Origin of the sequence: Polaribacter sargassicola, from assembly GCF_021991835.1 — a bacterium.
GTDB lineage: Bacteria > Bacteroidota > Bacteroidia > Flavobacteriales > Flavobacteriaceae > Polaribacter > Polaribacter sargassicola.
Genome location: NZ_JAHDAU010000004.1, coordinates 185,343 through 211,656, shown reverse-complemented (window position 1 = coordinate 211,656; position 26,314 = coordinate 185,343). Strand labels below are relative to the sequence as shown.

General features: G+C 27.7%; 23 protein-coding genes and 1 tRNA gene. 12 read left to right on the top strand and 12 right to left on the bottom strand.

Annotated elements, in window-relative coordinates:
- Nucleotides 1-113: 113 nt before the first annotated feature.
- Both KI686_RS08575 and KI686_RS08570 read right to left on the bottom strand, forming a co-directional pair.
- Nucleotides 114-2,414 (bottom strand): T9SS type A sorting domain-containing protein, encoded by a 2,301-nt coding sequence (locus tag KI686_RS08575; protein WP_237588864.1) that lies wholly within the window; start codon nt 2,412-2,414, stop codon nt 114-116.
- 109 nt (nt 2,415-2,523) lie between these two features.
- Nucleotides 2,524-4,161 carry a tetratricopeptide repeat protein gene (locus KI686_RS08570; protein ID WP_237588863.1) on the bottom strand — a complete coding sequence of 546 codons (1,638 nt, stop codon included), beginning with the start codon at nt 4,159-4,161 and terminating at the stop codon, nt 2,524-2,526.
- Between the two features lie 323 nt (nt 4,162-4,484).
- Between KI686_RS08570 and rocD the strand changes: the two genes are divergently transcribed.
- Together rocD and KI686_RS08560 are read left to right on the top strand one after the other, a co-directional pair.
- Entirely contained in the window at nt 4,485-5,723 is a 1,239-nt protein-coding gene (gene rocD / locus KI686_RS08565; RefSeq protein ID WP_237588862.1) for an ornithine--oxo-acid transaminase, read from the top strand.
- A 49-nt stretch (nt 5,724-5,772) separates the two neighbouring features.
- Nucleotides 5,773-6,213 (top strand): hypothetical protein, encoded by a 441-nt coding sequence (locus KI686_RS08560; RefSeq protein WP_237588861.1) that lies wholly within the window; start codon nt 5,773-5,775, stop codon nt 6,211-6,213.
- Between the two features lie 68 nt (nt 6,214-6,281).
- Here KI686_RS08560 and KI686_RS08555 read toward each other — a convergent pair whose 3' ends face one another.
- The 4 genes from KI686_RS08555 to KI686_RS08540 form a co-directional block, all read right to left on the bottom strand.
- Nucleotides 6,282-8,888: an AsmA-like C-terminal region-containing protein gene (locus KI686_RS08555; RefSeq protein WP_237588860.1), complete on the bottom strand. Its 2,607-nt coding sequence runs from the start codon at nt 8,886-8,888 to the stop codon at nt 6,282-6,284.
- A 159-nt stretch (nt 8,889-9,047) separates the two neighbouring features.
- Entirely contained in the window at nt 9,048-9,380 is a 333-nt protein-coding gene (locus tag KI686_RS08550) for a CCC motif membrane protein (RefSeq protein WP_237588859.1), read from the bottom strand.
- A gap of 13 nt (nt 9,381-9,393) precedes the next feature.
- Entirely contained in the window at nt 9,394-9,669 is a 276-nt protein-coding gene (locus KI686_RS08545) for a DUF2752 domain-containing protein (protein ID WP_237588979.1), read from the bottom strand.
- A gap of 30 nt (nt 9,670-9,699) precedes the next feature.
- The gene (locus tag KI686_RS08540) at nt 9,700-10,017 is read right to left on the bottom strand and encodes a YbaB/EbfC family nucleoid-associated protein (RefSeq protein WP_237588858.1); all 318 of its coding nucleotides are present in this window, start codon (nt 10,015-10,017) and stop codon (nt 9,700-9,702) included.
- Between the two features lie 135 nt (nt 10,018-10,152).
- Here KI686_RS08540 and KI686_RS08535 point away from each other — a divergent pair, with 135 nt between their 5' ends.
- The 3 genes from KI686_RS08535 (at nt 10,153) to capB (ending at nt 14,758) form a co-directional block, all read left to right on the top strand.
- Entirely contained in the window at nt 10,153-12,267 is a 2,115-nt protein-coding gene (locus KI686_RS08535; protein ID WP_237588978.1) for a S9 family peptidase, read from the top strand.
- A gap of 167 nt (nt 12,268-12,434) precedes the next feature.
- The gene (gene capA, locus KI686_RS08530) at nt 12,435-13,430 is read left to right on the top strand and encodes a cysteate synthase (protein ID WP_237588857.1); all 996 of its coding nucleotides are present in this window, start codon (nt 12,435-12,437) and stop codon (nt 13,428-13,430) included.
- A gap of 80 nt (nt 13,431-13,510) precedes the next feature.
- The gene (gene capB, locus KI686_RS08525; protein WP_237588856.1) at nt 13,511-14,758 is read left to right on the top strand and encodes a cysteate-C-fatty acyltransferase; all 1,248 of its coding nucleotides are present in this window, start codon (nt 13,511-13,513) and stop codon (nt 14,756-14,758) included.
- Nucleotides 14,759-15,141: 383 nt separating this feature from the next.
- Here capB and KI686_RS08520 read toward each other — a convergent pair.
- Nucleotides 15,142-15,215: transfer RNA gene (locus tag KI686_RS08520), tRNA-Met, on the bottom strand.
- Between the two features lie 109 nt (nt 15,216-15,324).
- Here KI686_RS08520 and KI686_RS08515 point away from each other — a divergent pair.
- A complete protein-coding gene (locus tag KI686_RS08515) occupies nt 15,325-15,708 on the top strand; it encodes an START-like domain-containing protein (RefSeq protein ID WP_237588855.1) in 384 nt (127 codons plus the stop codon).
- A gap of 98 nt (nt 15,709-15,806) precedes the next feature.
- A complete protein-coding gene (locus tag KI686_RS08510; RefSeq protein WP_237588854.1) occupies nt 15,807-16,640 on the top strand; it encodes an aminotransferase class IV in 834 nt (277 codons plus the stop codon).
- Here KI686_RS08510 and KI686_RS08505 read toward each other — a convergent pair.
- The 5 genes from KI686_RS08505 to KI686_RS08485 all read right to left on the bottom strand — a co-directional run bounded on the left by KI686_RS08505 (nt 16,637) and on the right by KI686_RS08485 (nt 21,135).
- On the bottom strand, nt 16,637-17,185 hold the full coding sequence (locus tag KI686_RS08505; protein ID WP_237588853.1) for a YqgE/AlgH family protein: 549 nt from the start codon (nt 17,183-17,185) through the stop codon (nt 16,637-16,639). The genes KI686_RS08510 and KI686_RS08505 overlap by 4 nt on opposite strands.
- Nucleotides 17,186-17,296: 111 nt before the next feature.
- Nucleotides 17,297-17,569, bottom strand: a complete 273-nt coding sequence (locus tag KI686_RS08500) for an HU family DNA-binding protein (protein WP_237588852.1) — start codon at nt 17,567-17,569, stop codon at nt 17,297-17,299.
- Between the two features lie 187 nt (nt 17,570-17,756).
- Nucleotides 17,757-18,701 carry a methionyl-tRNA formyltransferase gene (fmt, locus tag KI686_RS08495; RefSeq protein ID WP_237588851.1) on the bottom strand — a complete coding sequence of 315 codons (945 nt, stop codon included), beginning with the start codon at nt 18,699-18,701 and terminating at the stop codon, nt 17,757-17,759.
- A 2-nt stretch (nt 18,702-18,703) separates the two neighbouring features.
- The gene (locus KI686_RS08490; RefSeq protein ID WP_237588850.1) at nt 18,704-20,596 is read right to left on the bottom strand and encodes a RecQ family ATP-dependent DNA helicase; all 1,893 of its coding nucleotides are present in this window, start codon (nt 20,594-20,596) and stop codon (nt 18,704-18,706) included.
- Complete coding sequence (locus KI686_RS08485) at nt 20,593-21,135, bottom strand: AAA family ATPase (RefSeq protein ID WP_237588849.1); 543 nt, start codon at nt 21,133-21,135, stop codon at nt 20,593-20,595. Before KI686_RS08485 ends, KI686_RS08490 begins: the two co-directional genes overlap by 4 nt.
- Before the next feature lie 93 nt (nt 21,136-21,228).
- Here KI686_RS08485 and KI686_RS08480 point away from each other — a divergent pair, with 93 nt between their 5' ends.
- Genes KI686_RS08480 through KI686_RS08460 form a run of 5 tightly spaced genes read left to right on the top strand, consistent with a single transcriptional unit; the run spans nt 21,229 to nt 26,308 of the window.
- On the top strand, nt 21,229-21,510 hold the full coding sequence (locus KI686_RS08480) for a DUF493 family protein (RefSeq protein ID WP_237588848.1): 282 nt from the start codon (nt 21,229-21,231) through the stop codon (nt 21,508-21,510).
- Between the two features lie 11 nt (nt 21,511-21,521).
- Complete coding sequence (locus KI686_RS08475; protein ID WP_237588847.1) at nt 21,522-23,162, top strand: peptidylprolyl isomerase; 1,641 nt, start codon at nt 21,522-21,524, stop codon at nt 23,160-23,162.
- On the top strand, nt 23,162-24,007 hold the full coding sequence (locus KI686_RS08470) for a hypothetical protein (RefSeq protein WP_237588846.1): 846 nt from the start codon (nt 23,162-23,164) through the stop codon (nt 24,005-24,007). The genes KI686_RS08475 and KI686_RS08470 overlap by 1 nt, the downstream gene beginning before the upstream one ends.
- On the top strand, nt 23,973-25,355 hold the full coding sequence (locus tag KI686_RS08465; RefSeq protein ID WP_237588845.1) for a peptidylprolyl isomerase: 1,383 nt from the start codon (nt 23,973-23,975) through the stop codon (nt 25,353-25,355). The genes KI686_RS08470 and KI686_RS08465 overlap by 35 nt, the downstream gene beginning before the upstream one ends.
- Nucleotides 25,355-26,308 carry an AAA family ATPase gene (locus KI686_RS08460; protein WP_237588844.1) on the top strand — a complete coding sequence of 318 codons (954 nt, stop codon included), beginning with the start codon at nt 25,355-25,357 and terminating at the stop codon, nt 26,306-26,308. Before KI686_RS08465 ends, KI686_RS08460 begins: the two co-directional genes overlap by 1 nt.
- The last annotated feature ends 6 nt before the right edge of the window (nt 26,309-26,314 follow it).

Sequence of the window (26,314 nt, the reverse complement as noted above, 5' to 3'; positions counted from 1 at the left end):
TACAAAATTAGGTAAAATATATTTTGATAAAACAAAAAAAGGCTACTCATTTTTTGAGTAACCTTTTTTATAATAATAAAGAAAAAGAAAGTTTTTTAATTTATAAATAGGTTTTATTGTTTTATAATACGTTTAAAAATTACATTATTATTTGCAGTTTGTATTCTTAAAGAATAAATACCTGTGGCTAAATTAGAAATGTCTAATTTATTTTTATTGTTAAACTCCATAACTTTTTTACCTGTTGATGAAAATACAGATACATTAATAATGTCAGTTTTATCTACATGAATGTTTACATTATTTTTTGTTGGGTTTGGGTATAAAGTAACTAAACTTTCTGCAATATCATCTGGTGTGCTTAATAGACTTAAATCTATAGAATACTCTAAAAGCCCTATGTCTGTAGAACTGATGTAAACTGTTATGTTGTTTTTATCAAAAAGAAAAGCATTAGAATAAGATTTAATACCTAATAATTGTTCGTTATTAATAGTCTCCCAACTTTCTCCATTATCAACAGAAAAGCTTAAGGTGTAATCTTGATTAATGTAACTGTAAGTAGAAGCTATAATTACACCTTCTTCTTCCGTTGAAAAAGCTACACTATTAGCAAGAGTTTCGGTTTTTTGACTCCAATTTAAGCCGTTATCTTCAGAAATAAAAATTCCTTTAGAGGTAGATAAGGCTAACATATTCTTATCTAATGGATTTTGTTCTAAACTTAAAATAAGATCTGTTTCTCTTAAAGCTTCTAAGCCCTTGCTGTTGTTTTCCCAAGTTGTACCTTCATCTACTGTGCTGTAAACTTCTGTACCAATAGTTACAATTATTTTGTTGGTATCAGAAATTAAAATGCCATTAATAAAATTTATAGTTGGCAGATTAATATCTGTTTGTATAATGTTATTAGTGTCACTAAAATCTATTAATTTTAAAATTGTTTCCTGACCTTCATAACCAGTAAAAGCAGCAATAATTTTGTTTTTATTATTTGGGAAAGTTGCTAAAGCAGTAAAATTATTTTTAAATAAGCTAATCAGTTGTTTTTTTGTAGCTCCATTATCGTCACTAACATTAAGGTTAGAACCGAAAAAAGAAGAACTAAAGCTAAAAATTCTATTTGCTGTATATTTATCTAGTTTATATTGATTTCCAGATCCATTAGAAAAATTGTTTAAAGGTAAAATATCAAAATATTTTTCTGTGTTAGCGTTTAAGTCTTTATAAACATATCCGCCTTGAACACCATAATATAGACTTGCAGAAGTGTTGTTATTAAAAACACTGGTAAATCCAGTACTTACAAAATAAGGGGAATTTATTTTGCGAAATGTTTTACCAGCGTCACTTGAAAATAGAGGAATATAATTTGCGCTTATAATAAGCTCTTGATTGTTAAAAGGGTTATATGTGGCATTTAATCCATAATAATAACTATCTACATTATCATTTGCATATTCATAGTTTTCAAAAGAATCTCCGCCGTTTTCTGAAATAGCAATTTCATTTTCTTCTAAAACAATAAGTTGAGAACTGTTGTTTGGGTTAAATTTTATAACTGTAATATTGTTTAAAGTAGCTTCAGACCATTTAAGACTTATAACATTAAAGGTATCTCCTCCGTCTGTAGATTTATAAAGGTTTTCTTCATTATTACCAAAGCTAATACCGGTTCCTACAAAAATAGTTTGATCATCAGAAGGATCAAAAGCAATTGGGTCTATAACAATTCCTCTTAATCTTTCTTCAAAGTTTTTACCAGCATCTTCAGAAATTAAAATTCCTCCATCAACTTCTTCTTTTCCGTTATTTCTTGTTAAAAATATTTTGTTAGGATTGTTTGGGCTTATTGCTACTTTATTAATAAAAACAAAATCGTTATCGTTTGTATAATAAATCATGTCCCAGTTTCTACCTCCATCTGCAGTGTAAAAAGTTTTTCCTTCCTTTTCAAAACCTACCGGAAAATTAGTGTCTACAATTAAGACATCCATATTGTAATTGTAAAAACTGTAAGATGTTACATAACCAAATTCTTTTTGATTTGGTAAAGGGATTATTTTGCTAATGCTTGCAGAAGCAATGTCGAAAACCATAATTGCATTTACTTCTGTATTTGGTAAATGTGCAGAAAAAGTTAGAGAGCTTCCATCAAAAGAAAGTTTCATGTCTTTTATTTCTGCTCCATAATAAATTAATGAATATAAAATATCCCAAGTTTTACCATTGTCTTCAGATACTACTATATGATTACCTAAAGTAACGGCGTATAATTTGTTGGCTACTTTAGTATCATAAGTTATGTTAAAAATTCTACCAAATTCATCTGAACCAACAGTAGAAATTTGAGCTGTTGTTTTAGAAAAAGTTAAACATAAAAAGAATAGAAAAAGAGTAATTTTTACTTTCATAATTAAAATAATTTAAGTGAAAGTAAATATTCAAAAATAAAAAGTAAAAGCACTTAGTTTAACAGTGTAATAACTGTGACAGGTATTGTAAAAAGTGTGACATTATATGTTATATGTTTGATATGTAGTCATATAGGTTTTGGTTTGTTGTTAGCCCAATTTTGTTTGCAATGCGTTCTTTTCTTTTGCGAGAAGCTTCAGGTGTAATGTTAAATAAAGACGAAATTTCTTTATTTGTTAAATTCATATAAAGATAACTAATGTACCTAATATCATTAGCGGTAAGCTCTGGGTGGCGTTTTTTTAGTTCGGTAATAAAGTTATGGTTTACTTGTTCAAAATGAGTAAAAAAACTTTCCCATTCATTATCACTTTTTAAAAGTGTTTTTAGTTCAACAATTTTTTTAGAAAGAAATTGGTTGTTTGTAACTTCTGTTTGGCTGTATAAAGAGTTTATAATTTCTTTTAATATTTCGTTTCTTGCAGAAGTTTGTAAAGCTTTTGTAGCTAATTTTTGATTTCTTTTTTCTATTTCATTTTTTAGTCTTTCTTGTTCTAAAAGCGCAAGTGCTTCTTTTGTTCTTAATTGTTTTTCTAAGATTAAATTATTGCTGTTTTTTTTCTGTAATTCTAATTCTATTATTTCTTTATCTTTAAGATGTAAGATTTTTCGTTGCTTATTTTTAATAAAACTATTTCTAAGTGCCCAAGTAACTAAACAAATAATAATAGCTAAAAGAGCTAATAAACCATAGAATATAATGCGTTCTTCCTCGTGTTTTTTTTGATTTTGTTTTAATTGCTGCTTATAATTCTCTATTTCAAACTTTACTTTGTTGGTTTCAAATAATCTGCCGTTTTTAATTTTGTTTAAATAATTGTTTAAAGCTATTACAGAGTCTTTTGCCTCTATTGCTTTATTTATTAGTTTACTTTCTTTATAAATTTCTGCTAGTTGATTGTATGAAGAGATTTTGTTTTCAATGTTTAAAGAACTCTCTAAAGCGGTTGTAGCATATTTTATAGCTTGTGAGGTTTTACCTGTTTCTTTAAAAATAGTAGACATTAAAATTAAAGAAGATATTTTTTCTTCAGAAAATTGAATGTCATTTAAGTTAGGTAAAGTTTTGTTAAGTATTTCTTTTGCTTTTAAGTATTTTTTTCTTCGGTAAAAGTTATCGGCTAAAGCCGTTTTTACTAAAATCAATAAAGAAGGTTTTTCTTTAAAAATTTCTTCGGCTTTGTTTAAATAATCTAATGCAACGTCTAGTTTATTTTGCTGATTAGTTACAATGCCTAAATTAATAGCATATAATCCTGTTTTTATCGTTTCATTATTTTCTTTAGAAAGGTTGTATGCTTTTGTAAAGTATTCTTCTGCTTTTTTAAATTCTTCTTCTTTACTATATAAAATGGCTATATTATTTAAAATAATCATTTCTTCATGCTCATCTAAATGTTTTAGAGCAATTGTGTAAGCATTTAAATAGTTGTTTAAAGCCTCGCCGTAATCTAACATAGAATAATAGTTAGCTCCTATGTTATTTATTGCTAAAAATTGTTGCTTGTATAATCTATTTTCTTCTGCTATAGAGTTCGCTTTTGTTAAGAGTTCTAGCGATAAGGAGAATTCCTTATTATTCATAGCTTTTACTCCTTTAACAATTAGAGAATCTACATTTGCTTTGCTTTGGGCAAAAAAAGTAGCACTAAAAAGAATGAAAAAGAATTTTAAAATAGAATCCATAAAAATTAAAAACAATAGCTAAATTAACTTTTATTAAAAAAAAAGCATAATTAAATTGGTTTTATTTCATTTCTAAAGAATTATAGATAAGTAAAAACTGTTTTTTAATAGGATTATAGTAAAATTCTTTTTATTATTTTTGTAGAACTTCGGGGATGATTTCTTTCCCACGCTGAATTTTCAGTTTTTTTGCTGAAAGGATAAAGGTAGAACAGGAATGGTTATTTACTCGTTAAGCGGGTTTAATTATTAATTTTTAAAAACATAAAAATGTTTTTAAAGCAGCTTTTAGTGTTTATTAAAAGCTATAAAACTTATTTAAAATGACTGTTTTAAACAAATTGACTTCAAAAGAAGCTATTGAATTAGAAAACAATTACGGAGCACACAATTATCACCCACTTCCTGTAGTGTTAAGTAGAGGAGAAGGTGTACATGTTTGGGATGTAGAAGGTAAAAAGTATTACGATTTTTTATCTGCTTACTCAGCTGTAAATCAAGGGCATTGTCATCCAAAAGTTGTAGATGCAATGGTAAATCAAGCAAAAACATTAACACTAACATCGCGTGCGTTTTACAACGATATGTTAGGTAAATATGAAAAATTTGCAACAGAACTTTTTGGTTTTGATAAACTTTTGCCAATGAATACTGGAGCAGAAGCTGTAGAAACTGCTTTAAAATTAGCAAGAAAATGGGCGTATGAAGTAAAAGGAATTGATGAAAATAAAGCAGAAATTATTGTTTGTGAAAATAATTTTCATGGTAGAACAACAACAATAATATCTTTTTCTAATGATCCTGTGGCTAGAAAGAATTTTGGACCTTATACAAAAGGGTTTTTAAAAATTGAGTACGATAATTTACAAGAATTACAAGAAGCTTTAGAAAGTAGTAATAATATAGCTGCATTTTTAGTAGAACCAATACAAGGTGAGGCAGGTGTTTATGTACCTTCGGATGGTTATTTGGCTGCAGCAAAAAAAATGTGTGCAGATTATAATGTGCTTTTTATTGCAGATGAAGTGCAAACAGGTATTGCAAGAACAGGTAAAATGTTGGCTGTAGATCATGAAAACGTGCAACCAGATATTTTAATTTTAGGAAAAGCTTTAAGCGGAGGTGCATATCCTGTTTCTGCTGTATTAGCTAATAATAATATTATGAATGTTATTAAACCAGGAAATCATGGTTCTACTTTTGGAGGTAACCCTGTTGCTGCTGCTGTAGCAATTGCCGCCTTAGAAGTAATAACAGAAGAAAATTTAGCTGCTAATGCAGAAAAATTAGGTCAGATTTTTAGAGATGAATTATCTGCTTTTGCTAAAGATAATGATTTAGTAAAATCAGTAAGAGGTAAAGGTTTGTTAAATGCTATTTTAATTAACGATACAGAAGACAGTTCTACCGCTTGGGATATTTGTCTAAAATTAAGAGATAACGGTTTGTTAGCAAAACCTACTCATGGTAATATTATTCGTTTTGCACCACCTTTGGTTATGAACAAAGAACAATTATTAGAGTGTGTTGCTATTATTAAAAAAACCATTCAAGAGTTTTAAGAATAGATTTTTTTTTATTTTTGAATGAACTAAAACAAGCAACTAAATCATGATAAACAATCCTATTACTCAATTAGAACAATTAACGTTAACAAGTGCATCAAAAAGTTTTTTAAAAGAAACTGCTAAATGGGCAAAGTTTTTGGCTGTTTTAGGATTTATATTTATTGGTTTAATGGTGGTTTTTGCTATTTTTTCTACCACAATTTTCGATTTAGCATCAAAAATGCAAGAAGGAGTTCCGGCAAATTTAGGTTTAATTATGACAGCTGTTTATTTAGTGTTGGCGTTTATCTATTTTTTTCCTGTGTATTATTTGTTGCAATTTTCTAATAAAATGAAAAAAGCATTATTATCTAAAGATGATGAAATATTAGCAAAAGCTTTTCAAATGCTAAAATCTCATTATAAATTTATTGGTGTGTTTACTATAATAACAATATCTCTCTATATTTTACTGATTGTTGTTTCTGTGTTAGGGGCTATTTAAGTTATTAAAATAAATGTATAAAAAAAGGGATGCTTTTAAGCATCCCTTTTTTAGTTTAAAGAACTAAATTAATTGTTTTTCTTTTTAAATAAATTATTTAATGTACTTTTTACTTTATCGGTTGCACTTTCTTTTGTAGATGTAGAATCTGTTTTATTACTGTTTTTATCTAACAAATTAGTAAGCGCATCTTTTCCTTTATTTATAAGGCTTTGTTTTTGTTTTTCTACCAAATCTGCAATTAATTTGGTTGTAGCTGTTTTTATATTGGAGCTAAAGTTAGGATTTGTAAAACTACCTTTTAAAGTTCCGTTTACTGGAATGGTTTTTATAGAAGCTGCATCTTCTGGAGTTAATTTAGCTATTAAATTAGTAACATCTGTACCTAAATATTTTACAGGAACATCAAAAACAATATCATAATTCATCGTTTGATCAAAACCATGTGTACCAGCAATTTCCATTTTAACATCTTTATATGTTATAATAATTGGTTTTACAGCAACTTTACCATCTTTAAAAGAAAAACTACCTTTTAAGTCATTCAGATTTAAGTTTTCAAGATTTATAAAGCTTACATTTTCGCTTAAAGTAGTTAACATTTTAGAGTTGCTAGCATTTAATTTTGTACTTAATAACTGCCCTAATAAATTACCAGAAATGGTTTGTAAATTAGGGGTCATATCATCATTTAAATTACCAGATACCGTAATGGTAGAGTTAATTTTTCCTTCTATTGTTTTGGCAATAGGAGCAATAGATTTTAACATATCTATACTGCTAAAAGAGTTTGCAATATTTAATTTGTTTAAATTTAAATCCATTTTAAAGTTAGATGTAGATCCTTTTGTAGAAACATTACCACTAAAAGCAATATCACCACCAAAAATATCAGACTTTAAATTTTGTAAATCTACAGTTTCATCATGTATGTAAAGATCTCCAGAAACATTAGTTAAGTTTAAATTATCATAAACAACTTTACTGGCTTTAGCAGTAAATTTTACATCTAAAAAAGCAGGTATTTTTAAAGTTGAGGTTTCTGTTGGTTCCGTTTTTTCTGTTGTTGTAGGTGTATTGCTATTGGTAATAAAATCGGATACTTTTAAATTATTAGAGTTTAAAAGAAAATTTCCTTTAAGCACATCATCTTTAAAAATAAAACCGTAAAAATTGTCTAAGTTACCCGTTATAGATAAATCTGAAGTACCTGTTTTTGCACTAAATTCATTTAATTTTATACTATTTGTATTAAATACAATGTTTGTTTTGTTGATGTAAAAAGGATTTGCAACATCTTTGTCATCGTATTTAAAATCGGTTAAGGTTATGTTTCCTTTGTTTTTTATATTTTGATAAGTTCCTTTTTCAACAGAATTCATATCAAAATTTGTGGTAATATTTGCATTTAAAATTCCTGCCAATTCTTGTTCTAAAGCAGGATAAACTTTACTAATATTTGCTAAATTAATAACTCCTTTAGCTGTTAAGTTAATTAAAGGGTTGGTAGTGATGTTTTTAAAATTTCCGTTTGCACTAAAAGTATCTTCATCAATTTTAAAATTAAATTGATCAACAGCAACATAAGTGTCTTTTACAAGTCCGGTTTTGTTAATTATTTTAGTATCAATATTTATGTTTTTTACAGATTTAGGTAATTCTGCATATTTAAATAAGGCATTTTTAGAAACGATATTAATATCAAAAGTAGGTATTGTATCATCACTTAATGTTCCTTTAACAATTCCGTTTACTTCAAAATTACCTTCTGTTGAAATAGATTCTAAATTACCCGCATATTGTTCTGGTAATAATGCCAAAGCATTTTTAAAAGAAGATGTTGGTGTTTTAAAATTGATGTCGTAAAGTTGATTTTCATCTGTTAATTGAATAAAACCATCAAATTTTAAAGGTAATTGATTAATGTGTGCCGTATTTTCTTTAAAAGTATATTTACTGTTTTTTAAATCGATACCAAGTATAGCGTCTAAGGTTACTTTAGTGGCGTTTATGTAATTTGTGCCCTCTAAATCGAAAGATAAAAAAGCGGTTGTTTTAGTGTCTAAATTAAAAATATCTTCTGCAAAATTTCCTTTTCCTGAATGATAAATACTGTCTAAACTTAATTTAGTATTGGTACTTCTATCAATATAATTAAAATTGATGTCAGACAATTCGTAATCTTCTATGTTTAAAGAAATTGCAGAGGCTTCTGCAGTGTCATTTTCCGTTGTAGTTTCAGAAGCAATTGCAATATCGTAGTTACCATTTCCTTCTTTGTCAAAAATAATATTAATATCTCCTTCGCTAGTAGAAATACTTTGTATAGCAATTGCCTCTTTAGAACCTTTTAAGAGTTCTGTAGTTTTCATAGATAGGCCTAGTTCTTTTACGTTAACCAAAGTGTCGCCTAAAAAAGGAGCTTTATTGGCTACAGATAAATTGTTAACAGTTAAACTTAATAAAGGAAAGTTTTTAAAAAGACTAAGATCTGTTTCTTTAAAAGTTACGGTTGCGTTTACATTGTTGTTAATAGTTTCGCTTACCATTTTTACTATTTTATCTTTAAAAAGATAAGGAATTGAAACTAATGCTATTATAAGAATCAAAAAAATAGAAATTACCCATTTTAAGATTTTTTTTGTTGTAGATTTCTTCTTTGTAGCTGTATTCATTGTTAAAAATATATATTATTAATATGAAAATAAGAATTACAAAGTTATTAATTAGAAAATAGAAACTATGTTTATGTAACGTTAATTCTAAAATTGATACAACAAAAAAAATGCAATTCTATTAGAATTGCATTTTATATTTTTAAGATAATTTTTTAATTATTGACCAAATAATTCTTGCATACGTTGTTGTGCTTCTTCTGGGTTTTGTAAATTATCCCATCCTATTTTAGAAATTATCCAAACAATAAATAATAAAAACGTTAAGTTTAAAACAATACCAATAATCCCTAATATTTTACCAGCAGTTGCATTACCAACACCTTTATAATCTTCTGGGTTAGCATTGTTTAGTTTTATTGCTTTATTACCTAAAATAAGTGCTGTAATACCTAAAGGTAAACCTAAAATACCGTAGCAGATACATGTTAGTATAGAAAAAATTCCTAAAACTAGAGATACAGTTGCATTGGGTAAACTTTGTCTTTCCATTATAATTTTTTAGTTAGAGATTAAAGATAAATTTCATTTTAATAAAATAGCTTACCACTATAATTAAAACGTTAATAGTTGCGAATGTAATAATTATTTTTTTACTGTTTTTAAATTGATATTTAAAGTTTAGTAATAAAAATATTGCCATTATTAATAATGTATAAATTGCAGGATACAAATTAAAAGCAGCTATAAAATTACCTTTAATAACATTTATAAAAGCCCTTTGTATTCCGCAGCCCAAACAATCTATACCAAAAAGTTGTTTGTTTAAGCAAGGCAACATGTAATCTTCTAGGCTCAAAATATTTTAATTTTAAATACCCATTCCAGGTATATTTGGCATTCCGCTTTTGGCAGCTTGCGCTAATTCTACTTCGTTAATTTTGGTCGCTTTTTCTATTGCTTTGTTTAGTGCAATAATTAAATAATCTTCTAATTCTTCTGCATCATTAAGAAGAGAATTATCAATATTTATAGATTTTATTTCTCTATTGGCAGTTAAAGTAATTTTTATTTTTCCATCAGCAGCAACTTCATCAACTAAAACCGAATTTAATCTTGTTTTTGTTTTTTCAACTTGTTGTTGCGCATCTTTTAATTTGTCCATCATTCCAGATAAGTCTCCAAACATATTTATAGTTTTTATTTATTTAGTACAAATTTAGTACTTTTATAAGTAACTAAAAAGACCTTAAAAATGAGAAAAATTGTTATTCCTGTCATTGTATTAAGTCTTACATTTGCAACCGCTTGTAAAAATGAGACCATGAAAAGTACTGATGCAAAAACTCCTGTAGCAACTATAGAGCCTACAAAATTAGAAAAACACGGAGATGTAAGAATTGATAATTATTTTTGGATGCGTTTATCTGATGAACAGAAAAATGCAGATCATAAAGATGCACAAACCCAGAAAGTAATTAGCTATTTAGAAGAAGAAAACGCTTATTATAAAGAGGTTACTAAATATACAAAGCCTTTTCAAGAAGAATTATTCGAAGAAATGAAAGGTAGAATTAAAGAAGATGATTCTTCTGTGCCATATAAAGACAATGGTTATTTTTACATTACTCGTTACGAGGTTGGTAAGCAATATCCTATTTATAGTAGAAAAAAAGAAAATTTAGAAGCCGAAGAAGAAATTCTTTTTAATGTAAACGAAATGGCAAAAGATTTCGATTATTATCAATTAGGAGGTTTAAATGTTTCTAATGACAATAAATTGATGGTTTTTGCTACAGATACTGTTAGTAGAAGGCAATATTTTTTACGTATTAAAAATTTAGAAACAGGCGAAATTTATAAAGATATTATAGAAAATACAACTGGTGGTTCTGTTTGGGCAAACGATAATAAAACAATTTTTTACACTAAAAAAGATCCTGTAACACTAAGAAGCGAAAAGATTTTTAGACATGTTTTAGGAACTCCAACATCTGAAGACGTAGAAGTTTTTCATGAAAAAGATGATACTTTTGGTACTTATGTAACAAAATCAAAATCAGAAAAATACATTATTATAGGTTCTTACAGTACAGTTTCTACTGAGGCAAGATATTTAGATGCTAATGATCCTACTGGAGAATTTACAATTTTACAACCAAGAGAAAGAGATTTAGAATACAGTGTTTCTCATTTTGGAGATCATTTTTATCTATTAACAAATAAAGATAATGCTACCAATTTTAAATTAATGAAAACTCCTATAAATAAGGTAGGTAAAGAAAATTGGGTAGATGTAATTCCGCATAGAGAAGAAACATTATTAGAAGATTTTTCAATTTTTAAAGACTATTTGGTTTTAGAAGAGCGTAGCAACGGTTTAAGTAAGGTAAGAATAAAACGTTGGGATGCTACAGAAGATTATTATTTACCATTTACAGAAGAAACCTATTCTGTAGGTGTTTACGCAAATCCAGATTTTGATACAGATATCATTCGTTATTCATACAATTCTTTTACAACACCAAGTTCTGTAATAGATTTTAACATGAATGATAAATCAAAAGAGATAAAAAAAGAACAAGAAGTCTTAGGAGGGAAATTTGATAAAGAAAACTACATTAGTAAACGTGTTTGGGCTACGGCAAGAGATGGTAAAAAAGTAGCCATATCATTAGTTTATCATAAAAATACCGAATTAAATAAAGATACACCATTGCTACAATACGCATACGGATCTTATGGTTATACAATACCAGACAGTTTTTCTACAACACGATTAAGTCTATTAGATAGAGGTTTTGTGTATGCTTTAGCTCACATTAGAGGTAGCGAGTATTTAGGTAGAGAATGGTATGAAGATGGTAAAATGTTAAACAAGAAAAACACTTTTAACGATTTTGTAGATTGTTCTAAATATTTAATAGACAACAATTATACGTCACCAAAACATTTATATGCAATGGGCGGTTCTGCAGGTGGTTTATTAATGGGAGCCGTTGTTAATATGAATCCGGAATTGTATAACGGAATAATAGCTTCTGTACCTTTTGTTGATGTAATTTCTACAATGTTAGATGAAAGTATACCACTAACAACAGGAGAGTATGATGAGTGGGGAAATCCTAACGATAAAGAATATTATGATTATATAAAATCATATTCACCTTATGATCAGGTAGAAGCAAAAGTATACCCTAATATTATGGTTACTACAGGTTTTCATGATTCGCAAGTACAATATTGGGAGCCAGCTAAATGGGTAGCTAAATTAAGGGAACTAAAAACGGATAATAATTTATTGTTTTTAGATACTAATATGGAAGCTGGACATGGAGGAGCGTCTGGACGTTTTGATGCTTTAAAAGAAACCGCTAAAATGTACACCTTCTTTTTGGCTTTAGAAGATAAATTAGAGGTTGTAAAAATTAAGTCTTAAAAAGAGTTTCAGTATTTAAGGATTAAATGTACTTTTGCCTCCGTAATCAAAGAAAAAAAATAATTATCATTACAAGGATAATGAAATTATCTATTATAAATTACTAGTATTAGGTATGTATTCTCTCTTTGCCTTGTAAAGATATTTACTTTGATAATAATCTAAGAATGACTAGAAATAACGGAATTACAAACTCAATTTTAGAATTAGTAGGAGAAACACCTCTAATTAAACTTCATAAGATAACAAAAAATCTGCCTGGTAGCTATTTTGCAAAATTCGAGGCATTTAATCCGGGTCATTCAGCCAAAGATAGAATTGCTTTGCATATAGTACAAGATGCAGAAAAAAAAGGAATTCTAAAAAAAGGAGCAACCATTGTAGAAACTACCTCTGGTAACACAGGTTTTAGTTTAGCAATGATAAGTATTGTAAAAGGTTATAAATGTATTTTAGCAGTAAGTGATAAATCATCTAAAGATAAAATAGATTTATTAAAAACAATGGGGGCAGAGGTACATGTTTGTCCTGCTAATGTTCCGCCAGAAGACCCAAGATCTTATTATGAAGTAGCAAAATCTATTCATAAGAAAACAAAAAATTCAGTTTACATAAATCAATATTTTAACGAGTTAAATACAGAAGCACACTACAGAACTACAGGTCCAGAAATTTGGAAACAAACACAGGGTAGAATTACCCATTTAGTGGTTGCAAGTGGTACTGGAGGAACCATTTCTGGAACCGGGCAATATTTAAAAGAACAAAATCCGGATATTAAAATTTTAGGAGTAGACGCAACAGGTTCTGTACTAAAAAAGTATCACGAAACTAGAAAATTAGATTTAAGTGAAGTAAAACCTTATAAAATAGAAGGTTTAGGAAAAAATTTGATTCCTACTGCTACAGATTTTGATGTAATTGATATCTATGAAAAAGTTACTGATAAAGAAGCTGCTTTAGAAGCAAGATCTATTGTAAAAAAAGAAGGTATATTTCCAGGGTACACTAGTGGTGCTGTAATGCAGGCGACAAAACAATATGCTGAAAAAGAGATGTTTAATGAAGATAGTTTTGTAGTTTTAATTTTTCCAGATCATGGGTCTCGTTATATGAATAAGATCTATAGTGATGATTGGATGAAACAAAATGATTTTCTATAAGTACAATTGATACTTAACAATTTGATAAACTGTAAAAAAAGCGGTTAATTTGCATTTCGTAAAAAATTAATAAAGAGAACATGACGAAAGATTTATTTGAAAGAATTGAGGAAGATAAAGGACCTCTAGGTAAGTGGGCAAAACAAGCAGAAGGTTATTATGTTTTTCCTAAGCTAGAAGGACCAATATCTAACAGAATGTCTTTTAATGGTAAGAAAGTAGTTACTTGGAGTATAAATGATTATTTAGGTTTAGCTAATCATCCAGAAGTTTTAAAAGTAGATGGAGAAGCTGCAGCAGAACACGGTATGGCTTACCCAATGGGTGCTAGAATGATGTCTGGGCACACTAAATATCACGAACAATTAGAGCAAGAGTGTGCTGCTTTTGTAGAAAAAGAAGCTGCTTATTTAGTTAATTTTGGTTATCAAGGTATGGTTTCTGCCATAGATGCATTGGTAACTAAAAATGATATTATTGTTTACGACATGGATACGCATGCATGTATTATAGATGGTGTTCGTTTGCATGCAGGTAAACGTTTTGTTTACAAACACAACGACATGGAAAGTTTTGAAAAAAACATTATCCGTGCTCAAAAAATGGCAGAAAAAACAGGAGGAGGAATTTTAGTAATTTCTGAAGGTGTTTTTGGTATGCGAGGAGAACAAGGGCGTTTAAAAGAAATTGTTGCTTTAAAAAAACAATACAATTTTAGACTTTTAGTAGACGATGCACACGGTTTTGGTACATTAGGTAAAGAAGGTAAAGGAACTGGTGTAGAGCAAGGTGTGCAAGATGAAATAGATGTTTATTTTGCAACTTTTGCAAAATCGATGGCAGGTATCGGTGCTTTCTTTGCAGGTAGTAAAGATGTAATTCAGTTTTTACAATACAATATGCGTTCTCAAATGTTTGCAAAATCATTACCAATGGCAATGGTAAAAGGAGCATTAAAACGTTTAGATATGTTGCGTACAATGCCAGAATTAAAAGATAAATTGTGGGAAAACACAAATGCTTTACAGTCTGGTTTACGAAATGCTGGTTTTGATTTAGGTACAACACAAACATGTATCACACCTGTGTTTTTAAAAGGTGATATACCAGAATCTATGGCTATGGTAAACGATTTGCGTGAAAACCACGGAATCTTTTGTTCTATTGTTGTATATCCTGTAATACCTAAGGGATTAATTATTTTAAGATTAATACCTACAGCAACACATAACCAAGATGATATAAATGAAACTATTGCAGCTTTTTCTGCAATTAGAGAAAAGTTAGAAAACGGAACTTATAAAAGGATAGCAGCATCTATGGTGTAATAATTAAAAATTAGTTCTTAAATAAATAAAAAAACCGAGCATTTGCTCGGTTTTTTTATTTATAATTTCTAAAAAGTAATACTTGAATCTATTTTTAAAGCAATTTGATTCTAAATTGTAAAAATAATTTGCTGTTATGTTATAAAAAAATAAAATGTTATAGCTCTTAAAGAGTTTTGTATTGATGTAAGTTAATTTATATTCTTTTACACTTTACAAAGCGATAGAGCTGTTTTTGTGTTTTGTTTTACAAAGAACTAGTGTAAATACTTTTTAGGTCTTAAAAAAACAGATTAGTGTTTTTTAAAACTGGATTTAACACCAATAAACTTGAAAAACAAAAAAAGTCAAGATTTAAATCTTGACTTTTTTTAATGTTTCTGTAGCGAAGACGGGATTTGAACCCGTGACCTCAGGGTTATGAATCCTGCGCTCTAACCAACTGAGCTACCTCGCCATTATTTTTGAGGTTGCAAATATAATAGAATTTTATAAACTAGCAAGAAGTGTTTTAAATTTTTTTTAAATAGAATTAATAACTATCTTGTCATCATAAGAAAACTATAATGGAAAAAATTAAATTTGAAATTGAAATTGCTATAAAAGCATCCCCAAACATGATTTATCAATATATATCATCTCCTTCTAATTTACAAGAATGGTTTGCAGATAAAGTAAACTCTAGAGGTAAAATGTTTAGCTTTGTTTGGGAAGGAGAAGAAGAAATTGCAGAACTAGTTCTTAAAAAAGCAGATGATAGAGTTCGATTTAAATGGGTTGATAGTGAAGATGATGATAGTTTTTTTGAAATGAAAATTCAAGTTGATGCACTTACCAAAGATGTGTCTTTAATTGTTACCGATTTTGCAGATGATGAAGATGATGTAGAAGAAGCTAAAAATTTATGGGAGAGTCAGATAGAAGAATTAAAGCACACTATAGGAGCTTAAATTAGTATTAAAGCGAATAATAGTTCTTATAATTTTTAAGTTTTTTGGCTTAAATCTTTATAAAATGCATTAATTTTGCTGCCTTAAAATTAGCAGTTATGATTAACTTTAATGGAGAATTACTTTATTCGGAAAATGTAAAACTATCGATTGAAAATAGAGCTTTTAAGTATGGTGATGCTATTTTTGAGACAATTAAAGTTTTAAATAATAAAGTTGTTTTTTTAGAAGATCATTATTTTAGGTTAATGGCTTCTATGAGAATGTTAAGAATGAAAATTCCATTAGAGTTTACATTAGAGTTTTTAGAGAAAGAAATTTTAAAAACAATTAAACTTAAAGAAAAAGGAAACATTTTTAGAGTAAGATTAAATGTTTTTAGAAAAGATGGAGGTTTATATAACCCAACTTCTAATAAAATAGATTTTACCATAGAAGCAAAAGAATATGTACCACAAATAAGTAAAACATATTCTTTAGATGTTTTTAAAGATTTTTATAACTATTCTGGACTTTTATCTACAATAAAAACAAATAATAAGATGCTTAATACATTAGCAAGTATTTATGCTAGTGAAAACGATTTGGATAATTGTATCTTATTAAACGAAAGAAAACGTGTTGTAGAGGTTACCAATGGTAATATTTTTATTGTAAAAGGTAATGTTATTAAAACACCTGCATTAACAGAAGGTTGTATAAAAGGTATTACACGTAAAAAAGTAATAGAAATTATTACAAAAAATAAAGATTTTACTTTAGAAGAAACATCTATATCTCCTTTTGAGATTCAAAAAGCAGATGAGGTATTTATTACAAATGCAATTGTAGGTATACAACCTGTTACAAGTTATAAAAAGAAATCATTTACTACAGACTTAGGTTTAAAGCTAGCTAATAACTTAAAGGTACTACAAATAGCAGGGATTTAATTTAAATTAAAATCGCTAGGGGCATTTGCCCACAATTTGTAATGCCCTCCTTTTTGTAATAATTTATTTTTCCAAAGAGTTTCATTGTCTGCAGAAAAAATATTTTCAAAGTCATTTTCAGAAAGAAACCAAGAGTTATCATTCATTTCATCTTCTAATTGGTTTTCACTCCAGCCAGAATAGCCTAAGAAAAATCGAATATCAGAACTAGAAAGTCTGTCTTCTTTGATTAAATTTCTTAAAGATTCAAAATTTCCTCCCCAAAAAATACCATTTTCAACTTCAATACTATCTGGTATTAGTTCTGGTATGCTGTGTATAAAATATAAGTTATCTTGTTCTACAGGACCTCCTTGGTAAATAGGTAGGTTGCAATTTAATTCTGGTAAAAGATCGTTAACCGTGTAGTTTAAAGGTCTGTTTAAAATAAAACCAACAGAATTATTATTAGAATGTTCTGTAAGTAAAATAATGGCTCTATTAAAAGAGTTATCATTTAAGATTGTTGGCTCTGCAATTAATAATTTACCTTTATTTAATTTCAAAAAAATGAATTTTAAATTATTATTTTCTCTAAATTTAAATAAAAAAAATGATAAAAAAAAACTCTCTTTAAAAAAGAGAGTTATTATTTTATTATTTAAAAAAGAAGAATCTTAGTTAACAGCATCTGTTAAACCAGCTCCTGCTTTAAATTTAGCTACATTTTTAGCAGCAATCTCGATAGTTTTACCAGTTTGTGGGTTTCTACCTGTTCTTGCAGCTCTGCTAGAAACAGAAAATGTTCCAAAACCAACTAAAGCTACTTTACCACCGCTTTTTAAAGCAGAAGTTACGTTATCTGTAAAAGATTCTAATGCCGCTTTAGCTGCTACTTTAGAAATTCCTGCATCAGCAGCCATTGCATCAATTAAATCTGACTTGTTCATAATAAGTTATTTTTAATATTAATTATAATTTTTTTTTGCTCATTAGCTCAACAAATATAGGTGGATTAAGGGTTTAGGCAAATTAGAAGCTTAAAAAAAAACACTTTTGTTAATAAAAGAAGGCAAATTGTTAATAAAGATGGTTCTAAAAAGAAAAAATATTGAAAAAACCTTATGGATAAAGGGTTTATAGCATTTTTGCTTCAGTAGAAAAGCTAAAACCATTTAATAAACTTTTAGCATCCATTTTTTTCTTGCCAGAAAGTTTTATTTCATCAATAATAATAAAACCGTTGTTAACTGCTACTTTTAATTCTTTTTTAGTGGCTACAATTTTTCCTATATTAAGGTTATGCGTTTCTTTTTCTTTTCTTACTGCATAAATTTTAGTAGAAATTTCTTCATCATCATTTTTAATGATAGTCCAAGCAGCAGGAAAAGGATTCAAACCTCTAATTTTATTATATATATTGTCTAAAGAGTCGGTCCAATCTATTTTACAATTATCAGAATTTAGTTTAGATGCCGATTTTTCTTCTAAATCTGGTTGTTTGGTTGTTGTAACATTTTCTGTAGCTATTAAATCTACAGTTTTAGCAACTAAACCTGCTCCTAAAAACATTAGTTTATCGTGCAAAGTACCTACTGTTTCGGTATCAGAAATATCAATTTCTTCTTGTAAAATAATTTCTCCAGTATCAATTTTATCATCAATAAAAAATGTAGTAACTCCTGTTTTGGTTTCTCCATTAATTATAGCCCAATGTATTGGTGCTGCACCTCTGTATTCTGGTAATAATGATGCGTGTAAATTAAAAGTACCATATTTAGGCATTTGCCAAACTATTTTTGGTAACATTCTAAAAGCAACTACAATTTGTAAATCTGCATTTAATGCTTTTAATTGCTTATTAAAGTCTTCGTTTTTTAAATTAGTAGGTTGTAAAATTGGTAGGTTTACAGAAGTTGCATATTTTTTTACTGCAGATTCGTTTAGCTTTCTTCCTCTTCCGGCTGGTTTGTCAGAGGCAGTAATTACACCTACAACGTTATAATTATTTTCTACTAAGTGTTTTAAAATAGTAACAGCAAAATCTGGAGTTCCCATAAAAACAATACGTAAGTCTTTCATAATTATAAATTTAATTGGTATTTGTTTAGATGATTTATTTTTATTTTATCATCGGTTAAAAGTTGACGCAAATGTATTAAAATGTCTTTTTCATTTGCAGTTAAAGCTGCACTAATTTCTGCAGAACTTAAGGCGTGCTCTTTTTTTAATAGTAGAATTATTTGTGATGATGTGTTTTTAAGGTTTTGTTGTTTGTTAGCAATACAAACATCACAAATACCACAATTGTCGGTTTTTATTTCATCAAAATAATTTAAAATTTGTTTACTTCTGCAAACAGTATTGTTGTTTATAAATTGAATTAAATCTTCTGATTTTTGTTTTTTCTGATGAATAAATTGTTTCATTTCTTTAGAGAAACGATTAATTGTATAATCATCTTCTCTAGGAATTAAAAAAGTAATTTCTGCATCGCTTTTTATGGCGTTATAATTAACGATGCCTTCTTTTTGTAAATGTTGCAAATTAGCGATTACAAGTTTTGCGGTTAATCCTGTTTTTTTAGCGATAAAAAATTCATCAATTTTTACTTCTTGCTCAAATAAACCTGCATAAGTTCTTAAAATTGAATTTGTAAAACCTTTAATTATTTGGTTTTTATCTAAGTAATTTAAAACAGTTTTGCTTTTTACTATAAATTGTAAAGTAGATTTTTTATTGTAATTATTGCCAATTTCTATAATACCATTGTTAGAAAATAATTTAATGGCAGCATCTACTTTTAAAACAGAAAAGTTGTATTTTTTACTAAAATCTAAGATGTTAAAATTATAAGATTCTTCGGTTATTTCGCCTATAGAAATTCTAAAATGTTGATATAGTTTTTTATGAATTTCTTTTATCTCTTTAATAGTTAACAAGGTTTTCTTTAATCGATCTTTAAATAATAAAATATCACTTTTATTATATAATAAAACCGCGAAAGATTTTAAACCGCTTCTACCAGCTCTACCGGTTTCTTGCACGTAATTTTCTATGCTAGAAGGCAAGTCTAAATGAATAACTAAACCTACGTTAGGTTTGTCAATTCCCATACCAAAAGCATTTGTAGCTACAATTATGGGTGTTTTTTCTGTCATCCAATTATTAAAAGAAATATTTTTTTCTATGGATGATAACCCAGCATGATAAAAAGAACTTTTAAAATTATTGGCATTTAAAAAGTTGGCAATTTGTTCTGTCTTTTTTCTAGAATTAACATAAACAATTGCTGGTTTTTTAGTTTTGGTAAAAATTTGAAGTAAGCGTTGTAGTTTGTCTTCTACTGTAAATATTTGATAAGCTAAGTTTTCTCTAAAAAAAGATTTCTTAAATGTAATTGGATCTTTTAAAAGAAGATTTTTAGAAATATCTGCAAGCACTTTTTGGTTGGCAGTTGCAGTTAAAGCAATAAAATTAACGTCTGGTTTTAGTTCTTTTAATACTTTTATATTTCTGTAAGAAGGTCTAAAATCGTGTCCCCATTCCGAGATGCAATGTGCCTCATCTATAGCAACTAAGTTAATGTTTAATTCTTTTATTTTTTGCTGAATAAAAAAAGACTGTAGTCTTTCTGGCGAAATATATAAGAACTTTACACCTCCAAATTTTATATTATCAAACAGTGTAATTAATTCGTCTTGAGAAGTACCCGAAGGTAACATAGTTGCTTTAATACCTTTTTTGGTCAAGTTTTCTACTTGATCTTTCATTAAAGCAATTAAGGGAGAAATAACTAAACATATTCCGTTGTTTACTAAAGCAGGAACCTGAAAACAAATAGATTTTCCGCCACCGGTTGGTAATAATGCAATTACATCTTTTTCATTTAAAACGGCGGTAATTATTTCATTTTGTAAAGGTCTAAAGTTAGAAAAACCCCAATATTTTTTTAGTATCTCTAAAGAAGAAATCATAAATCGCAAGAAAGCGTATTAATGATAAAGTCTGTTCTTTTTTTTATGCTAGCCATAGGTACATTAATAATGTTATAACCTAATTCTTTATATGTTTTTGTTAAAAAAGAATCTATTTCTACAGTTTCTTCAAAAGACTCATAACGCTCATTATCTGTTATGTGAATCTCTTTCCAAGGAGAAAAATGAAAAACTTTATCGTATTTATATTTTCTACTTTTTTCAAGAAATATTGTTGGGTATTCTGTGTTAAAAAAATCCATATAAGCATGTACATCTGGTATGCCTCTATCAAAAAAAATAATTTCAGCATCAGATTTTTCTGCATCTAAATATTGTTGCTCTCTACCTTCTAATAACATTTCGCTAAACAATAAAGGATTTGTTAAAAAAAGCTGATCGATACCTTGTTCTTGGGCTTTTAAAGTTACTTCTCTAGAAACTTCTGGAAAACAAAAAAAATCTCTCGAAATTAATTCATTTAAAACAGAAGTTTTACCAGTTCCAGGTCCGCCAATTAATAGAATTTTTTGTTGCATTTCACAAAAATAAATGATTCCCTTTATAAAACTAATTTTTAATGTAATTTTGTGTCTTGTTATTTAAAACAATTTGTAAAAGAAGATAATAAGATGAGTGATAAAAAAGCGTTTTATGATAAGTTAAAAGTTCAGTTAGAAGACACAACTGCTTTTCCTGCAGACTATTTATATAAATTTATAGTGCCTTCTACCGGTAACCAAGTTAAAGAAGTAGAAGATTTGTTTGATAATACAGGTGCCGTTATAAAAACAAAAAAATCTAAAACAGGTAAATATACTAGTGTTTCTATTGTATTAAATATAAAAAGTTCTGATGATGTAATTGCTTATTACAAAGAAGCAGAAAAAATAAAAGGTATCATTTCTTTATAATTTTTTAATTTATGAAAAGTAAAATTTTATTATTTATTTTAAGTTTTTTGTTGTCTTTTACAATTTTTTCTCAAAAAAAAGACAAGGTACTAGTAACCATTGATGATGAAAAAATAACGGTAAATGACTTTAAAAAAGTATATGAGAAAAATTTAGACGTAATAGATAATGAAGAAGCTAAAAGTGTAACTAAAAATTTAGATTTATACATAAATTATAAACTAAAAGTAAAAGAGGCTTACAATTTAAAATTAGATACGTTACCTTCTTATAGAAGAGAAATGGAAACGTACAAGAACCAACTTTCTGCACCTTATTTACAAGACACTACTTTTATAAATGATCTAGTAAAAGAAGTTTATTTTAGAACAAAAAATCAAGTAAAAGCCAAACATATTTTATTAAGATTGCCTAGGGATGCTTCACCTAAAGATACACTTGAGGTTTATAATAGAATTACAAAAATTAGGAATAAAATTTTAAATGGAGAAAGTTTTGAAAAATTAGCAATTGAATTTTCTGAAGATAAATCGGCACAAGATGATCTTAAAACAGGTAGAAAAGGAAACGGAGGTAATTTAGGCTATTTTTCAGCTTTTAATATGGTTGCTTCTTTTGAAGATGCTGCTTACTCTACTAAAGTTGGCGAGGTTTCTAAGCCTTTTAAAACGCAATTTGGCTATCATATTGTAATGGTAGATGATTTTAGAAAATCTAAAGGAGAAATAGAAGCTGCACATATTTTAATTAGAGACACTACAATTGTAGGTAAAAATAAAATTGATAGTTTATATGTTAGACTAATAAACAATGAACGTTTTGAAGACTTAGCTATCAAATACTCAGAAGATCCGGGTTCTAAAATAAAAGGTGGTAGTCTTGGTAAATTTGGTACAGGCAGAATGGTAAAACCATTTGAAGATGCTGCTTTTGCGCTAGAAAATGTTGGCGATTTTTCTAAACCATTTAAAACTCCTTTTGGATGGCATATTGTTACTTTACAAAAAAAGCATCCAATTAAATCTTTTGATGAAATGAAAAATGAGTTAAAAGATAAAATTAGAAAGAGTTCTAGAATGCAACTTTCTGAACAAGCGGTTATCAATAAATTAAAAAAAGAATATAATATTGTAGAGTACAAAGAAGCTAAAAAGATTTTAGACATTAAAAATTTAAGATCTATACCAACAGATTCTTTACAAAACACAATTATTAGTATTAACGATAAAAATATTACACAAGAAACTTTTATAAAATATATTAGAAACAGAAGACATTTGCCTGTTTTTAAACTTTTTGATATGTTTAAAGAAGAACAAATACTTACTTATTACAAAGATAATTTAGTTTATACAGAGCCAGAGTATGCAAGTACTCTAAAAGAATATGAAGATGGTTTGCTACTTTTTGAGTTAATGCAGCAAAAAATTTGGTCTAAATCTTCTAAAGACACTTTAGAGTTAAAAGAATTTTTTAATAAACATAAATCTGATTATAAAACAGAAGATTTTGAAAAATCAAAAGGAAAAGTAATTAATGATTATCAAAATTTTTTAGAAAAAAATTGGATAGCAGATTTAAGAAAGAAAAGTAAGGTTAAGATATCTAAAAAAGAACTAAAAAAACTAATTAAATTTTACGAAGACAATTAATGAGATTCATAACAATTATAATTTTTTTAGTGTTTTTTACTTCTTGTGATTTATTTAAAATGCAAGAAAAAGAAGATAACGAGGCCAATGTAGTGGCAATTGTTAATGGAGAGAAACTTTATAAAAAAGATTTATTAAATCTAACACCAGACAATATAAGAAAAGAAGATAGTATTGTTTTGGTAAAAAGTTTTATACAAAATTGGGCAATAAAAAAACTATTATTAGACAAGTCTAAAAAGAATAGCTCTTTAGAAACGGTTAACGAAATAAATGACCTTGTAGAAAGTTATAAAGAAGGTTTGTTAATTAATAATTATAAAGAACAATTAGTAAAAGAACAGTTAGATACCGTAATAACAGACGAAGAATTAGAAGAATATTATTTAGATAATAAAGAAAATTTTAAGTTAAATGAAGAGTTGGTAAAAATAAAATATCTTCATGTAGATGTTAATATTAATGATAAAAAAGAACTTTTAAAACTTTTTAAATCAGATAGTATTAGCGACTTAGAAAAGTTAGAAAAACAAGAATTAAGTTTTAAAGATTATCAATTTAACGATTCTATTTGGACTCAATTAGATAACATTTTGTTAAAACTACCTTTTTCCAAAGAAAAACTGTTAAAAAAAACAAAATTCATCGAAAAACAAGATTCAATAAGTTTATATTTGGTGTCTATAAAAGACGTTTTACCACGTAACTCTATAGCTCCTTTAAGCTATATTAAAGAGACTATAGAACAACTAATTTTACACAAACGTAAAATTGAATTAATTAGAGAGATAGAAAAAATAATAGTAAAAGATGCAACAGAAAACAACAATTTCAAAATATATTAAATTATCAATTTACACCTTCTTTTTAGGGTTTATAGCTTTGCAAGCTTCTGCACAAAAAACAAAAATAGACGGAGTAGCTGTAGTTATCGGTAAAAATATAGTTTTGGATTCTGACATAGATAAGTTTAAGCAAGAAATAGAAACTAGAAGTGAAGGAAAAGTACAAATTACAGATTGCGAAATGTTAGAAGAATTGATGCAACAAAAATTATTAGCGCATCATGCAATAGTTGATAGTGTTGTAGTTTCTGATGTAGAGATTAGCAGTAGAGTAGAAAGAAGTATACAATACTTTACACAGCAATATGGTAATATAGAAAAAGTAATTAAAGCTTATGGTTTTAACGATTTAGAAGATTTAAAAAAGGAGTTAAATACTGTACAAGAAGAAAATATTCTAATAGAAAAAGAGCAACAAAAAATTACAGAAAAGATTGATGTTACGCCAGAAGAGGTTCGTTTGTATTTTAACGGATTAAAAGAAAAAGGAGATTTACCACAGTTTCCGGCAGAAATAGAATTGGCTCAAATTGTTTTAAAAGCAATACCAACTAAAGAAGAAGAAGAAAGAGTAATTGCTAAGTTAAATGAGATAAAAGAGCAAATAGAAGGCGGGTCTAACTTTAAGATGAAAGCAATTATTAACTCTGATGATCCTGGTGTTACAAGTAATGGAGGAGAATATACTGTAACTAAAGAATCTAATTTTATTAAAGAATTTAAAGAAATGGCATTTACTTTAGATGTAAATCAAGTTTCAGAACCTTTTAAATCACAATTTGGTTACCATATAATGCAATTACATGCTATTAAAGGTAATACAAGAATTGCTTCTCATATTTTAATAAAACCTGTTGTAACTGATAACATGTTAAAAGAGTTAGAAGATAAAGCAAACGATATTATAAATGAGATTAAAAAAGGAGAAGTTACTTTTGAAGAGGCTGTATTAAAATATTCTACAGATGAAGATTCTAAATTTAGTGGAGGTCTTATTATAAACCCTTCTACAGGGGAATCTAGATTTGATTTAACAAGAATGGATCCTGCATTTTATGCAAGAGTTAGTGATCTTAAAAAAGGTGAAATGACTGAAGCTTTTTATGATAAATCTGCAGTAGGAGAAGAGATGTTTAAATTCATTTTAATGAAAGATAGAACAGACACACACACTGCAGACATTATAAAAGATTATGAAAAAGTACAACAATTAGCTCTTCAAAAAAAGAAAGAAGAAACAATTGATAAATGGTCTAGAGAAAAAATTAAAGATACTTACATAAAAATAGGAGATAGTTATAGTAAATGTGATTTTAATAAAAACTGGAAAAAAGAAATTAATAAATAATGTCTGATGTTAAAGCTATAGATGATTTAGTTGTAAAATACAACGCATTAAAAGCTGAAATAGGAAAAGTTATTATAGGACAGCAAGAAGCTGTTAGCTTTACACTTTTATCTATTTTTTGTGGAGGACACTCTTTATTAATTGGTGTACCTGGTTTAGCAAAAACATTATTAGTAAATACAATTTCTGATGCTTTAGGTTTACAGTTTAAAAGAATACAATTTACACCAGATTTAATGCCTTCGGATATTTTAGGTAGTGAAATTTTGGATGAAAACAGACATTTTAAGTTTATAAAAGGTCCTATTTTTTCTAATATTGTTTTGGCAGATGAAATTAATAGAACACCTCCAAAAACACAAGCTGCTTTATTAGAGGCAATGCAAGAACGATCTGTTACTGTTTCTGGTCATCAATATAAATTAGATTTACCTTTTTTTGTTTTAGCAACACAAAACCCTATAGAGCAAGAAGGAACTTATCCTTTGCCAGAAGCTCAGTTAGATAGGTTTATGTTTTCTATTTCTTTAGAATATCCTAGTTTTAAAGAAGAGGTAGAAGTAGTAAAAAATACAACTAGTAATATTAGTAAAACTGTTAATCCGTTATTTTCATCAAAAGAAATAATAGAAGTACAAAAACTAATTCGTAAAATACCTGTTACAGATAATGTAATAGAATATGCTGTGGGTTTGGTTGGTAGAACAAGACCTAAATCTGAGCAAGCTACAGAATTTGTAAAATTATATTTAGATTGGGGAGCAGGACCAAGAGCGTCTCAAAATCTTATTTTAGCAGCAAAAGCTCATGCAGCTATTAAAGGTAAATATTCACCAGATATAGAAGATGTAAAAGCAGTTGCTATACCTATTTTATCGCATAGAATTGTAAAAAACTATAAAGCAGAAGCAGAAGGAATTTCTATTTCTGATATTATAAAATCTATTCTTTAAGACTTT

Coding starts and splice junctions, on each gene's coding strand:
- KI686_RS08575 (WP_237588864.1), bottom strand. CDS start 2,414: ATGAAAGTAAAAATTACTCTTTTTCTATTCTTTTTATGTTTAACTTTT.
- KI686_RS08570 (WP_237588863.1), bottom strand. CDS start 4,161: ATGGATTCTATTTTAAAATTCTTTTTCATTCTTTTTAGTGCTACTTTT.
- rocD (WP_237588862.1), top strand. CDS start 4,485: ATGACTGTTTTAAACAAATTGACTTCAAAAGAAGCTATTGAATTAGAA.
- KI686_RS08560 (WP_237588861.1), top strand. CDS start 5,773: ATGATAAACAATCCTATTACTCAATTAGAACAATTAACGTTAACAAGT.
- KI686_RS08555 (WP_237588860.1), bottom strand. CDS start 8,888: ATGAATACAGCTACAAAGAAGAAATCTACAACAAAAAAAATCTTAAAA.
- KI686_RS08550 (WP_237588859.1), bottom strand. CDS start 9,380: ATGGAAAGACAAAGTTTACCCAATGCAACTGTATCTCTAGTTTTAGGA.
- KI686_RS08545 (WP_237588979.1), bottom strand. CDS start 9,669: ATGTTGCCTTGCTTAAACAAACAACTTTTTGGTATAGATTGTTTGGGC.
- KI686_RS08540 (WP_237588858.1), bottom strand. CDS start 10,017: ATGTTTGGAGACTTATCTGGAATGATGGACAAATTAAAAGATGCGCAA.
- KI686_RS08535 (WP_237588978.1), top strand. CDS start 10,153: ATGAAAAGTACTGATGCAAAAACTCCTGTAGCAACTATAGAGCCTACA.
- capA (WP_237588857.1), top strand. CDS start 12,435: ATGACTAGAAATAACGGAATTACAAACTCAATTTTAGAATTAGTAGGA.
- capB (WP_237588856.1), top strand. CDS start 13,511: ATGACGAAAGATTTATTTGAAAGAATTGAGGAAGATAAAGGACCTCTA.
- KI686_RS08515 (WP_237588855.1), top strand. CDS start 15,325: ATGGAAAAAATTAAATTTGAAATTGAAATTGCTATAAAAGCATCCCCA.
- KI686_RS08510 (WP_237588854.1), top strand. CDS start 15,807: ATGATTAACTTTAATGGAGAATTACTTTATTCGGAAAATGTAAAACTA.
- KI686_RS08500 (WP_237588852.1), bottom strand. CDS start 17,569: ATGAACAAGTCAGATTTAATTGATGCAATGGCTGCTGATGCAGGAATT.
- fmt (WP_237588851.1), bottom strand. CDS start 18,701: ATGAAAGACTTACGTATTGTTTTTATGGGAACTCCAGATTTTGCTGTT.
- KI686_RS08490 (WP_237588850.1), bottom strand. CDS start 20,596: ATGATTTCTTCTTTAGAGATACTAAAAAAATATTGGGGTTTTTCTAAC.
- KI686_RS08485 (WP_237588849.1), bottom strand. CDS start 21,135: ATGCAACAAAAAATTCTATTAATTGGCGGACCTGGAACTGGTAAAACT.
- KI686_RS08480 (WP_237588848.1), top strand. CDS start 21,229: ATGAGTGATAAAAAAGCGTTTTATGATAAGTTAAAAGTTCAGTTAGAA.
- KI686_RS08475 (WP_237588847.1), top strand. CDS start 21,522: ATGAAAAGTAAAATTTTATTATTTATTTTAAGTTTTTTGTTGTCTTTT.
- KI686_RS08470 (WP_237588846.1), top strand. CDS start 23,162: ATGAGATTCATAACAATTATAATTTTTTTAGTGTTTTTTACTTCTTGT.
- KI686_RS08465 (WP_237588845.1), top strand. CDS start 23,973: ATGCAACAGAAAACAACAATTTCAAAATATATTAAATTATCAATTTAC.
- KI686_RS08460 (WP_237588844.1), top strand. CDS start 25,355: ATGTCTGATGTTAAAGCTATAGATGATTTAGTTGTAAAATACAACGCA.